Genomic DNA, 13,887 nt, shown 5'->3' on the forward strand with positions numbered 1-13,887 from the left:
ACTATGTCTGTTAATGTCGTTGAAATTTGGTTAGTCAGTATGATTCTGATGACTGGGATTGTCATTTTGATCGTAACGCTACAATTGCATGTGGCCTTGAAAAACATAGCTGAAAAGGCTACACCTGACTCCACTGAAAAATTGAGCTGGTGGAATGGTTTCACAGGCTTACAACCTTTGGAAAAAGAAAAAGAGCTATTGATGGATCATACACACGATGGTATCGAAGAATTAGATAATCCGACACCTCCCTGGTTCATGTATCTCTTCTATTCAACAATTCTATTCGCCGTAGTTTATGCCTTTTATTACCACGTTTACCAGGATGGTAATATCCAAGAAACAGAATATAAAACCGAGGTGGCTATAGCTGCGAAAGAGAGAGAAGTATATATGAAGAAATTTGCTAACTCCGTGAACGAGAACAATGTGACGGTAGTAAATGGGGCGAAGGATTTAGCAGAAGGTTCACAAATTTATAGTTCGAATTGCATAGCATGTCATGGTGATAAGGGGCAAGGAGGCGTGGGGCCTAATTTAACGGATAAATTTTGGATACATGGCGGTGATATAAAATCCATCTTTAAAACCTTAACGTATGGTGTTCCCGAAAAAGGAATGATTGCCTGGAATAAGACTTTAAATCCCTTACAAATTCAAAAAGTGGCGTCCTTTATTATAACGCTTCAAGGAACAAATCCTGCTGGAGCGAAGGAGCCACAAGGAACTGAAGTAAAATAACCTTAAAAACTAAAATTATGAGAAAGAATGTTGGTAAAATGGACCAAATTGTACGCATTGCATTGTCCCTCGTATTGATCATTTTAGCTTATGCTAAAATAATTCCACCAGATTTCGCTTTAGCTGTTTATGTCGTTTCAGTTATAATTGCGGTAACCGGCTTGGTAAGAATTTGTCCTCTATACAAAATGCTCCACAAAAGCACCGTCAGAGAAGAACCTCCTAAGTTTTAAACCCCTAAGGTCCGAGGAAATCGGACCTTTTTATGTATGTCTAAATTAAATCTAGATAATGATGATTACCGGAACCATCTGTACAACCAGACAAAGGACGGTAAACGACTTTGGATCTATCCGGGTCGCATTATCGGACAATTTTACCGCCTAAGAACGTATTTTTCGTATGTACTATTAACGCTATTGTTTGGAATACCTTGGCTAGAATATAAGGGCAATCCGATATTTCTATTTAATGTTATAGAACGCAAATTTATTTTTTGGGGAGTTCCCTTTTTTCCTCAGGATTTCCATTTAGTAGCGCTTGGTTTAGTCGCCTTTCTCTTGTTTGTCAGTTTATTTACGGTGCTTTTTGGCCGAATTTGGTGCGGTTGGGCATGCCCGCAAACCATTTTTATGGAAATGCTTTTCAGAAAAATCGAATACTGGATCGAAGGGGATGATAAGGCACAAAGGAAGTTAGCGTCAGCACCCTGGAATACGGAGAAGATTATGAAGCGAGGTATAAAACATAGCTTGTTTATTATTCTATCTTTTGCCATTGCGAATACCTTTTTGATGTATATCATAAGTAAAAAGGAATGGCTAAAATTAATCACGGAGTCTCCATATGATCACATGGTGGGTTTAGTAGCTATTCTCCTATTTACAGCGGTCTTTTACCTAGTATTTGCCCGATTTAGAGAGATCGTTTGTATGGTCATTTGTCCCTATGGGCGTTTGCAAGGGGTATTATTGGATAATAATTCCATTCTTGTGCAATATGATCACAAAAGGGGAGAGCCTCGTGGAAAAGGAGCCGATAAAGGGGCGTGTATCGATTGCCATTGGTGTGTTCGCGTTTGTCCTACGGGAATTGATATTCGAAATGGAAGCAATCAGCTAGAATGTATCGGCTGTACGTCCTGCATAGATGCGTGCGACGCGGTAATGGAGAAAACACATCAACCGACTGGCTTAATTCGTTACGATTCCTTGAATGGTGTTAATTCAGGCCAAAAGCTGAAATTCACTTTGCGTATCGGTGCATACAGCACGGTTTTAGCCTTAATTGTCGCGGGTTTAGCTTATATGTTAGTCACGCGGACAAACTTTGAAACTACTTTATTGCGTACTCCTGGTATGATTTTCCAAGTAGATGAAAAGAAACACGAGGTAAGTAATTTATACCAAATGGAAATCCTCAATAAATCGATGGAGCCCCAAAGCTTTAAAATTGAAGCGCAAGAGCCTTTTACCATTGTGTGGGTAGGAAAGTCCATTAATTTAGTCAACGCTGGTAAGATGACGAAAGGGGAATTTTTCCTACGAATCAAAATGGGCGTTTGGAAAAATGGAGATAAAGTTCCGATTCGTATTACGGAAACTAGTGCTAAAGAAGAGATAATTAAAACCAGTTTTATACAACCTGATGAATAAATTTAACTTTAACTGGGGACATGGAATCATGGTCACTTTTGTACTTTTTGGGGCATTTATGGCTTATTTTTATGTCAATATGTCCAACGAATCCATCGAATTAGTAGGCAAAAATTATTATGCTGATGGACAGGCATTTCAACAAAAAATCAATGAAAGGGAGCAAACGGCTGCTTTATCAGTAAAGGCTTCCTTGGAATTTTCAGCAGATTTCAAGCAGGCGGAGATTCATTTTCCTGCTACCGTATTACAGGGTCGCATCGTATTTTATCGTCCTTCAAATGCCTCTTTAGATAAAACAGTAGAAATTACTGCAGATACTTCAGGAACGGCATTCATCTCCACTGACTTCTTGCAAAAGGGACCATGGAATGTGAGTCTAAGCTGGGAAAAAGACGGGGAAAATTACATTGAAGAGCAAAGAATAATGATTCCATAATGCAAACCTGGTATTATACCTTTCTGATCGGACTAGCCGGAAGTTGGCATTGCTTTGCGATGTGCGGACCACTCGTGGCACAAATTAATTCCCGCGGACATTCCCCCACCAGAATGGTATTATATCCCTTGGGACGAATTTTCATGTATGGCATTTTAGGCTATTTAGTGGCTGGGATAGGTTCCATTTGGTTATTTCCTAATTTGTGGTCCTATTATTATTTATTGGCAGGGGTATTGATCTTGCTTATTTTAAGCCAGAACATAGGAGAGGGGCCTCTCGCCTTTTTACATCAAACCATAGGTAAAAAATTGCAAAAATGGAGTACAAAAATGGGACCTAGTGGTTATTTCGTATTAGGGATGGCGAATGGCTTATTACCCTGTGGCCTTGTGGTGGCTGGGTTAAGTGTGGCTTTGATTCAACCCAATCCACTTTACGGAGCCTTTAGTATGGTGATTTTAGGAATTGCCACTTTGCCAGCGCTGCAACTGTTTATTTGGGGATCATCTAAATTAAAGAAGCAACCCATTTTTCTATACCTAGGCTGGTTTATAGCCGGAATACTCTTATTTAGAGGAGCCTGGGGTATCGGAATTTCCTATTCTAATTATTTAACGCACTCAAGTCTGAGCCCGATCATTTGCCATCCATTTAGCTAGTATTTTAGCTTTGCCAGTCCTTCGATATTTTTCAAAGTCATTTCTCCTCCCTTCACATCTACGTATCCTTCTTTTTTGAAGTCACTCAGGGTACGAATAACAGATTCGGTGGCTGTACCCACGCGAGAGGCTAGATCTTCTCGGGAAAGCTTTATCACTAATGGGTCCGAGAGATTATTTCCATAAGTTTTAGCAAGTTCAACTAATACCATTGCCACACGCATACGAAGACTTTGGTAAGCCATTTCGACTAATAGCTTTTCATTTTTTAATAAATAAGTTGTTAAAGCTTTTCTGAAAAAGACTTCCAGGTGGATATTTTCCTTGATTCTTTGTAAAAAATCGTTGGCTGAAACACTAATTATATGCGTTTCTTCTAGCGATTCTGCACTCTCGCGATATGCCTGATTTTCTAGGACGTCTACAAATCCAAAAAAATCGCCTTCTTGAACAAAAGAGGTAATGAAATACTTACCATCTTTATTCGTATGATAGGTTTTTACCTTTCCTTTGACCAAATAATACAATCGAATCGGATGATCCCCTTCGGAATAAATTACCTGCTTTTTCGCATGTGTTTGATTTTTCTTTTCTCCAACCCAGGTAGGTAAATCTAAAAAACTAAGCGCTTCGTGTACTGCTGAGACATCAGTAACCGAATCTGTTAAAGGACTAATCGTTTTAGACTTCTTGAAACGGGCTTCGATGGCTCTTAATAATTCCACTTCCTGAAAAGGTTTAGTCAAATAATCATCAGCTCCCATTTCCATTCCTTTACGCATATCAGCTCGATCTATTTTAGCCGTTAAAAAGATAAACGGAATACTCGAAAGTTCGGGCTGACTAGAAAATACTTGCAATACGCCAAATCCATCTAAATTAGGCATCATAATATCGCAGATGACCAAATCTGGATTCCAAGTCCGAGCTAATCGAACCCCCTCTAAACCATCGGACGCAGTCTCCACTTTAAATCCAGATAATTTTAATAGCTCTGCCGTATTCTCCCGAATATCTATGCTATCTTCAATTATTAAAATGCGCTTGCTCATAGTTCTATTCTTTAGGAAACTTATTTAAGAGGGAACTTAATTAGGAGTTCTGTACCCCGATTCAGTTCACTTGTAATTTCCACTTTTCCACCCATCAAGCGCATATAGCGATCAATTAAATGCAATCCTAAACCCGTACCTTGTATCACAGTCGCATTTCCGCCTCTAAAGAAGCGTTCAAATAAATGTTTCTGATCTTCTTCACTAATCCCAATACCTTGGTCTTTAATTTTTATTACGACTTGCGTTCCCTCCTGAAAAACGGATAAAACCACTTCTTTCTGTGAAAATTTCAAGGCATTGGAAAGCCCATTAAATATAACCTTGCGTAGGATAGAGACATCCTGAAAACAGATGAAATCCGCTTCTAATTCTACTCTTATTGATTGGTTATAGGTACTGAAGTCTGAAAGAATATCCTGTAAAAAATCTTGAATGGAGAACTCAGATTTATGAATTTCTAATTTTCCGTCCTCTAATTTACCTACGGATAAAAATTCCTCTAATATCTCTGTTAAATGACTCACAGAAGATTTAATTCGATTAATATGCTGTTCACGCTTAGGTTGATCCTCTGCTTTAGCATATTTTTCGATTAAAGTGGCTGATCCTAAAATGGAGGTTAATGGCGTTCTAAATTCATGGGAGGCCATCGATACGAAACGCGTCTTTAAATCCCCTAATACTTTTTCTTTCTCTAAGGAGATTTCAAGTTCCTTCGCGTTTACCTCTAATTTATCCAAGGTATTTTGAAGAGCTTGAGTTCGAGCTGCCACTTCTTGCTCTAGCGTTTCGTTCAACTGGTTAATCTGCTGATTCTTTAAAATCAACTCCATCTCCACCTTCCTCTTTAAGGTCACATCACTCACAAATGCAATGTAATGCATACTTTGCGCCGCTTTAAAGTGACTTAAGGAAATTTCAATGGGAAAAAGGGAACCATCTTTTCGCTTGGCTTTTAAATCTAAACCGACTCCCATGGGTCTGGATATGGGCTTTTCGTGACCTAAATGATCTAAATGACCCTGATGTCTATCTTTCAGGTGATTCGGAATTAATAAGGATATATTTTCACCCAACAATTCGTTCTCATCAAAGCCAAAAAGTTTGTCTGCAAATCGATTGGAAAGAATAATTTCAAAGCCGGAATTTGTCACAATAATGCCAATCGCAGCCTCTTGAAATATGGCTTCAAACTCGAATCCGGCTTGTATTTGATTAGGCATTTTTGGTTGTTTATCTCTAAATATACAAAATTTTAAGGATGATAAGAAGAGACAACATGCTTCATTACATCACTTTTGTAAAAATAAACTTCCTTAAATTTTCCATCTGAATAATTCTTGCCTTGATCAAAAAAATGAGGGGAGTTGGGATCACCACTTTGGCCTCCAGCTAAAAGCGAATAGGCTTTAATTTTAGGTCCAAATTCCACCGCTGCAATAAAGCTATTACCATTCACCCCATACCACTTTTTCGACCCTTGAATCGAACGACTTGTGTAGGAGGGAAGCTGTCCCCAGGCGGAAGAGGTAAAAGGTACGGGAATGCTCGGTTTATCATCGTCCATTTGCAAGACCTCTCCATTCGAAACGCGTTGAAAACGATTTAATTCACCCCATGAAACTCGCCAGGTACCAAAATCCTTTTTTAGATCTGCCATCACATCCCTCAATGCTTGTAGCATTTCTACTTTAGATCCAGATTCAGCGTATTTTTCGATATTCTGAACCACATCCGTTTCACCACCGAATTGCATGGCCTTAGGTATTTTAGGCATAATTTTCAGTCCCCAGCGTATCGCTATTGTTTGGGCAATAGACGTCGTGGATGCATTAAAATCCCAATCTTTCAATATTTGAGCCACTTCCTGCAAATCAGCTTCTTTTCCTGCAGCCTCTACAAGTGGTGGTAATAACACCTCAAACGCCATCAATCGGCGATCATATCCAAGTCCTATTAATCCAGCCAAATCTAATTTACCCGTTTGGGAGAACAAGCGAACCGCGTTACGATCACGGAAATTCTCTCCATCTGGTGCCATATAGACCGGATAATCAGTTCGTTTAGGACTTGATACGCCTGAAACAGTAAAAGGTGTGGAATTGCAATTCTGAATCCAACCTGAAGCCGGATTATAGCTATGCACTATTTCATCCAACTTATGGAGTCCACGCCAATCGTTTTTAGAGGATGATCCGTCCTGAGGAACACCCCAATCCCGCGCCCCATCTCTACGAGGCACGTAATTACCATGCCAATAGGCTATATTTCCTTTGTTATCCGCATAAACGGTATTGTTCGAGGTATTAGCTCGCATTTCCATAACTCGCTTAAAAGAATCAAAACCTGTCGTCTTTGTACGTAACCAACTTTGGATCAAACTCTTTCTTGCCCGGTTATAGGAACGAACAGAAATCCAATGGCCATTTCTAACAGCTAAAATAGGGCCCCGATGATTATAATAAGTTTTGATTATTCTGGAGCCCAGGGTAATCCATTTCGTTTTAAATGGAATCCATTTTCCATCCAAAAGATATTCCATCGTACCTTGATTATCTCTAGTGGTTTCCACATAGGCATCGGCCACATCTACCTCAGATGAGGTATGCATCCAACCATTATAAGGATTAAAACCTTGATAGATAAAGAATTGGCCCCACGTAACAGCGCCATATACTGATAATCCTTCTTCACTAACCACGTGCACTTCCGGTCTAAAATAGAAAGTCACGTGGGGATTTATGTAAAAAAGCGAATGTCCAGAAGTGGAAAGGGACGGACCTACGGCAAAACCATTGGATCCAGTTAATTTTTCATTAGGATTTTGGTACTTCACACTGGCCACCTGCTTAGGTAAACCATAAAAAAGTGCGGTTTCTTGTTCTGTCACGTCCCCGGTAGAAATAGCACCGATGGATCCATCTGTCCATAAAAGGGGAAACCATGGCTCAAAATGCGTGATAAGGCGAGGTTTAACCTCGGGATGTTTCAGTAAGTAATAATTAATCCCATCCGCATAGGCATGTAGGAGTTTTTTCAACCAAAGAGGACTCGTCTTGTATTCTTCTTTGGCCTCCGTCTCATCTATTAATAGTTTAATATACAGATCATAAGCGAGCTCTTTTTCTCCCTTCACCTCTGACATTCGACCTAGTTTTTCGATGTAATTCAACTCCACACGCGCAAAATCATCCTCGCACTGCGCATACATAAGCCCAAAAACTGCATCTGCATCCGTTTTGCCATATATATGCGGAATTCCCCATTGATCGCGGTGAATAGTCACCCGCTTAGCTTGCGCTTCGTAAGGATTCGCTTGCGTGAGGTGTGTTAATAAAAGTAAAATAAGAGGGAATAATTTTTTCATAGTTTGGTGTTGAGAATCTAAAAATAAGAATAAATCGGGTCAGGAGGGTATAAACTATATAAAATTGTCTTTCTATCTTACAAGATAATTCTAAACCTAGTATATGAAAATTTTTCGGCTCCTTCCGATACTACTTCTATTGTGTTCATTCAGCTTAATTGCCCAAAATAAAGTTAAAATTCAAGGGGAGGTCAATGTTCCTTTTTCGAGCATTCGCCTGTTTAAAGGTGCGGCGCTTGTGACCGGAACGATTGGGAATGAAAAGGGTAAATTTAGCGTGGAAATAGCTCCGGGTGTTTATGATTTGTTGATCGAAAGCATTGGTTATGAGCCCCTTAAAATGGCTAATCAGTCATTTATGTCCTCCGTTAATTTAGGGACGATTTCCGTTAAAGAAAGTAATCAGACCTTAAATGAGGTAGTCGTTAAGGGCCAAAAAGCCTCGATGGAACTAAACTTAGATAAGCGAATATTTAATGTAGGAACAGATTTAGCAAATAAAGGAGCGACAGCTGCTGAGATTTTGGGTAATCTACCTTCGATACAAGTAGACCCAGAAGGAGCGATTAAACTGCGTGGAAGTGATAACGTCCGTATTTTGATCGATGGAAAACCGTCTACTTTAGCGGGCATAAATGGATCGTCGGGTTTACAATCTTTGCAAGGAAATTTGATCGATAAAGTAGAAATCATTACGAATCCATCCGCTCGCTATGAGGCAGAGGGAATGGCCGGTATAATCAATATCGTATTAAAGAAAAACCAAAACCAAGGATTTAATGGGGCGATCGAAACCACGACTGGATATCCAGAGAATTTTGGGGGTACGGCCATCGTCAATTACCGAAAGAACAAATTCAATTTCTTTGTCAATTATGGGGTATTCTATCGCCGGACACCAGGTAAAAACACTATTTACCAAGAGGTCTACACTGGAAAACAAACTAATTTCTTAGAACAACGTTCCTACAATAATGTTACCGGTTTAGTCAATAATGTACGCGGTGGAGCCGATTATTTCTTCAATGATAAAACCATTTTAACGGCTTCCTATATCTACCGACGTACCGATGTGCGACGTATCACTGACTTTTACTACCTAGACTACCGCGGTAATTTATCCAATCTCTATAGTGATACCTATCGACAACAAGACGAAAAGGAGGCAGAACCTAATGGAGAGTATGCCTTGACTTTTAAGAAAAATTTTGCGAAGAAAGGGCAGGAATTTACTGCTGATTTACGCTATTTAGACTATTGGGAACGTTCTGATCAATTATATACCCAAAATGGAAAAAAACCTGACGGAACAGCCATAAATGAGCTTAATAAGGTGCAAAAAGCCTTAAATGACGAGTTTGAGCGCCAATGGATCTTACAAGCAGATTATGTAAATCCGATAGGTAAAGATGCGAAGATAGAAATGGGACTACGGACAAGTTTTCGTGATATGATTAATGACTACATCGTAACAGAAAAACAAGCAAATGGGGAATTTACCATCCTGCCTAACCTTCGAAATATATTTAATTATAAGGAAAATATCTCCGCTGCCTATTTTATTTTTGGAAGTAAAATGCAGAAATTCTCTTATCAATTTGGGCTAAGAGCGGAGACGACAGATATACAAACTGAACTGCAGCTGACCAGGGAGAAAAACCCTAGAAACTATGCGAATTTGTTTCCAAGCGCACATTTTACCTATACCATCACACCTGATAATTCTTTTCAATTGAGCTATTCTAGGCGGGTGAGACGTCCTACCTATAATGATTTGTCTCCTTTTGTCACACTATCAGATAACCGAAATTTCTTCTCAGGTAATCCAAATTTGAATCCAGAATTCACTAATTCATTTGACCTAGGGCATTTAAAATATTTCGATAAAGGAAGTATCAGTTCCTCGATTTATTATCGCCAAACATCAGGAAAAATTGAACGTATACGAACAGTAGATAGCTTAGGATTTTCAAGGACTTTACCCGCAAATATATCCGATCAACAATCAATGGGTATCGAAATGGCAAGTTCATGGAATTTTACCAAATCCTATAAGGCTGACCTAAGTTTTAATGCCTTTAGGGCCATTGCAGATGCTTCAAATATCAATGCAGCCTTTAAAAGTGATACCTATTCCTGGTTTGTTCGACATAGCTCTCGCATTAAAATCGGACTCACTGATTTCCAAATAAGAGCTAATTATGAAGCCCCACAACTTACGCCGCAGGGTAGCCGTGGATATATGGCTTGGGTAGATTTATCTGCTTCAAAAGACATAATTAAAGGAAATGGTACGCTAACTTTAAGTATTTTAGATATCTTTAACTCCAGAATTAATCGCTACGAATCACGGTTTTTAGAACCTCGAGATGGATCAGGATTCTTTACCCGTGGTGAATCGCAAGGACGTTTAAGATCCGTTAATTTGATTTTTAACTACCGTTTCAAAACCACCAAACAAGCGGCTAAACAACGTCGCAGTATGATGGATGAAGAAAATTAATACACCATATGAAAAAATTATTTCTCTATTCTAGTGTCATTCTTAGTATCGCAGCTTGCTCTAAGCAAAGCAAAGATGATACCTATAAAATTATTTTAGTTGATCAATCTAAGGTTTTGGAGACTGCCAAAGCTGTAAAAGACAAACAGCCAATCAAGATCATTCCCGGTCTAAAAATTGATTTATGGGCATCTGATTCTCTTCTGCAGGATCCAGTAGCTATCGCTGTGGATGATAATGGTGCGATTTTTGTCAATAGCACGAACCGAAACAAGGCATCTGAATTTGATATTAGAGGACACCGTGATTGGATGACGGAATCTATCGGATTTCAAACCGTTGAAGATAGAAGAGCTTTTTTACGACGAAACTTTGCGCCAGAAAATAGTGCAAAAAATACCTGGTTGCCAGATATGAATGGGGATGGATCCCATGATTGGTTGGATTTAAAGGTGGAGAAAGAAGAAATCTACAAAGTAGAAGATGTGAATGGCGATGGATATGCAGATAAATCTACACGCGTATTTAATGGATTTAATGAAGAAGTTACCGACGTGGCTGGGGGCTTATTAGTTCGTAAAAAAGATGCATTCGTAGCTATTGGACCAGATTTAATGCGTTTAAAGCATGATAATGGTCAATGGAAAGATCCACAATCCATCTCGACAGGATATGCGGTTCATATTGGTTTTGGTGGACATGGAATGTCAGGAGTAACAGAAGGACCGGATGGTAAAATTTACTGGCAAATAGGGGATATTGGGGCTAATATCACGGCGAAAGACGGGAGACAATATAAACACCCTAACTCGGGTGTTATCGTAAGATCTAATCCAGATGGTTCGGAATTTGAGGTCTATGCTAGTGGTTTGCGAAATACGCACGAATTTGTGTTTGATAATTTTGGTAATCTTATCAGCTCCGATAATGATGGCGATCATCCCGGAGAAAGTGAGCGATTAGTGCACGTAGTGGAGGGTTCGGATGCTGGATGGCGCTCGAACTGGCAATATGGTAAGTATACAGATCCGCGCAATAATTCCTACAAAGTTTGGATGGATGAAAAGCTATCTATTCCGCATTGGGAGGGGCAGGCGGCTTATATTATTCCGCCTATTCGCAATTTCCATAATGGCCCTACGGGGATGCTTTGGAATCCTGGAACTGCATTAGGAAAGCGCTGGACAAATAAATTCTTCTTGGTCGAGTTTGTGGGGAATACTAATAATTCCCACATTTGGTCATTTGATTTAAAACCCAAAGGTGCATCGTTTGATTTTAATTCAGAAGAGGATGTCATCAAAGGGATTCTTCCAACCGGTATACGTTTCGGGCCTGAAGGCGCTTTATATGCCTCAGATTGGATTTTTGGTTGGGATACGAAGAACTATGGTCGTATTTGGAAGATCGATGTGGAGGATAAAGAAAATGACTTAAAGTCAGAACGGGAGCAAACGAAGAAATTCATTCAACAGGATTATTCGAAGCAAAGTTTGACTCAATTATATGAGCTATTGTTCTATGCTGATCAACGTATTCGTTTAAAAGCACAATATGAATTAGCGGAGAGAAAAGCGACAGAAATTTTCGTAAAAGCGGCACAGCAAAAAGATAATCAACTAGCCCGGGTTCATGGGATTTGGGGATTAGGCCAAATAAAAGCCGCATCAGCAATTCAAGCATTGCTAATCGATTCGGATGAAGAAATCGTGGCACAATCGCTAAAAGCCTTAGGCGATCTAAAGGATTCTGCCGCTGAAGCTCAAATGATTTCACTTTTAGCTTCAGCTAATCCGAGAGTGGCCTTCTTTGCGGCTCAGGCAGTAGGACGCGTTCAGTCTGAAAAAGCTATCCCTGGCTTATTGAAACAAATTGAAAAAAATGGGGACAAAGATTTATATATCCGTCACGCGGCTGTTTTAGCTTTGAGCAGAATAGGTAAAGCAGAACCCTTATTAGCATTACAAAATTCGCCCAATCGTTCTTTGCGCATTGCAGCTGTGCTTGTGCTGCGACGTTTAGCTCATCCTGGAATTCAGGTTTTCTTAGCTGATTCAGATGAATATATCGTAGCTGAAGCAGCTAGAGCTATTAATGATGACGAATCTATTCCTGCGGCTTTACCTGCCTTAGCCGCTACTTTAGCAGATACACGCTTAAAGGATGAGGTGATTATACGCCGTGCCATTAATGCGTGTTTACGCGTGGGAACAGCAAAAGAAATTGATTTATTAATTGCCTACTCTGAAAGAACAGGAATTTCAGAAGATGTGAGAGCGGAAGCGATTGCCACCTTAGGTTCGTGGGCAAATCCATCCGTCATGGATCGCGTGGATGGTCGCCATAGAGGAGCATTGGATAGAAACCCAGCCGATGTAGTAGCCAGAATTCAACCTAAAATACAAGCTTTTTTAGCGTCAGAAAATCCGGACGTGTTAATTGCTACGGCTAAATTAATTGCTGATTTACAATTGAAAGAGTTTACGGATTCTCAAATCGAATTATTAACAAAACACAACAAATCAAAAGTAAAAGCGGCCTTAATTAACTCATTAGCAGATTTAAATACCTCTAAATTAGCCTATGTCCTAGAGAAAGGTATCTCAGATACAAGCAAAATTGTACGTGCTGCGGCTTTGAGTCACTTAAATAAAATTGAATTAACATCAAGCGAATTACCCGCCATTACTGAACCTATTTTTGAGAAAGGAACGCTTATCGAGCAGCAATTACTACTTCAAAGTATGGCAAAAATGAAAGCTGCTAACACCTCCGCTATTCTTGCTGATTTAATCCAAAGAATGGTGGACAATAAGCTTCCCGTGGGAGTGAAATTAGATTTAATGGAAGCTGTAGAAGCAACAAATGAAGAAAAATTAGTCGCTAAACTGGATGCCCTAAAAGTAAAAGGAACTTTAACGGATGAGTTTAAAGAAGCCTTGTACGGAGGCTCCCTCACGGATGGTAGAAATAACTTTAATTATAACTCCACCATTCAATGCGTTCGTTGTCACAATGTGGGTGGTGAAGGAGCTACGGTAGGTCCAAACTTAAAAGGAGTGGCATCAAGATTAACTAGAGAGCAACTTTTACAAGCTTTAATAGAGCCAAGTGCGCGTATCGCTCCAGGATATGGTAGCACTAATTTTGTTTTAACAGATGGGCAGGAAGTGTCAGGATCTGTCATTTCAGAGACGGCAGACGAAATTCAATTAAAAACAAACGATGCAGAACCATTAAGAATTCCGGTGGCGCGCATTAAAACCAGAGAAAATCTACCATCTAGCATGCCTCCGATGGGTAGTCTAATGACAAAGAGAGAAATTAGAGATGTAGTGGAGTACTTATCCTCACTTAAGTAATAGTCCGTAGGCGACTAAGTCCGAAGGACGACTAAGCCGTAGGCGACTAAGTCCGAAGGACGACTAAGCCGTAGGCGACTAAGTCCGAAGGACGACTAAGCCG

General features: G+C 39.7%; 10 protein-coding genes. 7 read left to right on the top strand and 3 right to left on the bottom strand.

Features of this window, described 5'->3' with window-relative positions; all coding sequences use genetic code 11:
* Positions 1-3: 3 nt before the first annotated feature.
* From ACST13_RS08270 to ACST13_RS08290, 5 genes are read left to right on the top strand one after another with little or no spacing between them, the layout of a single operon-like run.
* Positions 4-741 carry a cbb3-type cytochrome c oxidase N-terminal domain-containing protein gene (locus ACST13_RS08270; RefSeq protein ID WP_459522722.1) on the top strand — a complete coding sequence of 246 codons (738 nt, stop codon included), beginning with the start codon at positions 4-6 and terminating at the stop codon, positions 739-741.
* 17 nt (positions 742-758) lie between these two features.
* On the top strand, positions 759-974 hold the full coding sequence (locus tag ACST13_RS08275; protein WP_459522723.1) for a YgaP family membrane protein: 216 nt from the start codon (positions 759-761) through the stop codon (positions 972-974).
* A gap of 36 nt (positions 975-1,010) precedes the next feature.
* Positions 1,011-2,396 carry a cytochrome c oxidase accessory protein CcoG gene (gene ccoG / locus ACST13_RS08280; protein WP_459522724.1) on the top strand — a complete coding sequence of 462 codons (1,386 nt, stop codon included), beginning with the start codon at positions 1,011-1,013 and terminating at the stop codon, positions 2,394-2,396.
* Positions 2,389-2,835, top strand: coding sequence for a FixH family protein (locus ACST13_RS08285; protein ID WP_459522725.1), 447 nt, complete (start codon positions 2,389-2,391; stop codon positions 2,833-2,835). The genes ccoG and ACST13_RS08285 overlap by 8 nt, the downstream gene beginning before the upstream one ends.
* The gene (locus ACST13_RS08290) at positions 2,835-3,497 is read left to right on the top strand and encodes a sulfite exporter TauE/SafE family protein (protein ID WP_459522726.1); all 663 of its coding nucleotides are present in this window, start codon (positions 2,835-2,837) and stop codon (positions 3,495-3,497) included. The genes ACST13_RS08285 and ACST13_RS08290 overlap by 1 nt, the downstream gene beginning before the upstream one ends.
* Here the strand turns inward: ACST13_RS08290 and ACST13_RS08295 are convergent.
* The 3 genes from ACST13_RS08295 to ACST13_RS08305 are packed head-to-tail and all read right to left on the bottom strand — an operon-like array spanning position 3,494 to position 7,919.
* Positions 3,494-4,549 carry a response regulator gene (locus tag ACST13_RS08295; RefSeq protein ID WP_459522727.1) on the bottom strand — a complete coding sequence of 352 codons (1,056 nt, stop codon included), beginning with the start codon at positions 4,547-4,549 and terminating at the stop codon, positions 3,494-3,496. The two genes, ACST13_RS08290 and ACST13_RS08295, sit on opposite strands and share 4 nt — an antisense overlap.
* A gap of 20 nt (positions 4,550-4,569) precedes the next feature.
* A complete protein-coding gene (locus tag ACST13_RS08300; RefSeq protein WP_459522728.1) occupies positions 4,570-5,775 on the bottom strand; it encodes a PAS domain-containing sensor histidine kinase in 1,206 nt (401 codons plus the stop codon).
* Between the two features lie 32 nt (positions 5,776-5,807).
* Positions 5,808-7,919: a penicillin acylase family protein gene (locus tag ACST13_RS08305; protein WP_459522729.1), complete on the bottom strand. Its 2,112-nt coding sequence runs from the start codon at positions 7,917-7,919 to the stop codon at positions 5,808-5,810.
* Between the two features lie 103 nt (positions 7,920-8,022).
* Here ACST13_RS08305 and ACST13_RS08310 point away from each other — a divergent pair, with 103 nt between their 5' ends.
* Both ACST13_RS08310 and ACST13_RS08315 read left to right on the top strand, forming a co-directional pair.
* A complete protein-coding gene (locus ACST13_RS08310) occupies positions 8,023-10,422 on the top strand; it encodes a TonB-dependent receptor (protein WP_459522730.1) in 2,400 nt (799 codons plus the stop codon).
* 8 nt (positions 10,423-10,430) lie between these two features.
* Positions 10,431-13,784, top strand: a complete 3,354-nt coding sequence (locus tag ACST13_RS08315; protein WP_459522731.1) for a HEAT repeat domain-containing protein — start codon at positions 10,431-10,433, stop codon at positions 13,782-13,784.
* The last annotated feature ends 103 nt before the right edge of the window (positions 13,785-13,887 follow it).

The sequence above is a fragment of the Aquirufa sp. A-Brett2-W8 genome, assembly GCF_054558755.1.

Bases quoted from the DNA above. Each gene is read 5' to 3' on its own strand.
- ACST13_RS08270 (WP_459522722.1), top strand. From the start codon at position 4: ATGTCTGTTAATGTCGTTGAAATTTGGTTAGTCAGTATGATTCTGATG.
- ACST13_RS08275 (WP_459522723.1), top strand. From the start codon at position 759: ATGAGAAAGAATGTTGGTAAAATGGACCAAATTGTACGCATTGCATTG.
- ccoG (WP_459522724.1), top strand. From the start codon at position 1,011: ATGTCTAAATTAAATCTAGATAATGATGATTACCGGAACCATCTGTAC.
- ACST13_RS08285 (WP_459522725.1), top strand. From the start codon at position 2,389: ATGAATAAATTTAACTTTAACTGGGGACATGGAATCATGGTCACTTTT.
- ACST13_RS08290 (WP_459522726.1), top strand. From the start codon at position 2,835: ATGCAAACCTGGTATTATACCTTTCTGATCGGACTAGCCGGAAGTTGG.
- ACST13_RS08295 (WP_459522727.1), bottom strand. From the start codon at position 4,549: ATGAGCAAGCGCATTTTAATAATTGAAGATAGCATAGATATTCGGGAG.
- ACST13_RS08300 (WP_459522728.1), bottom strand. From the start codon at position 5,775: ATGCCTAATCAAATACAAGCCGGATTCGAGTTTGAAGCCATATTTCAA.
- ACST13_RS08305 (WP_459522729.1), bottom strand. From the start codon at position 7,919: ATGAAAAAATTATTCCCTCTTATTTTACTTTTATTAACACACCTCACG.
- ACST13_RS08310 (WP_459522730.1), top strand. From the start codon at position 8,023: ATGAAAATTTTTCGGCTCCTTCCGATACTACTTCTATTGTGTTCATTC.
- ACST13_RS08315 (WP_459522731.1), top strand. From the start codon at position 10,431: ATGAAAAAATTATTTCTCTATTCTAGTGTCATTCTTAGTATCGCAGCT.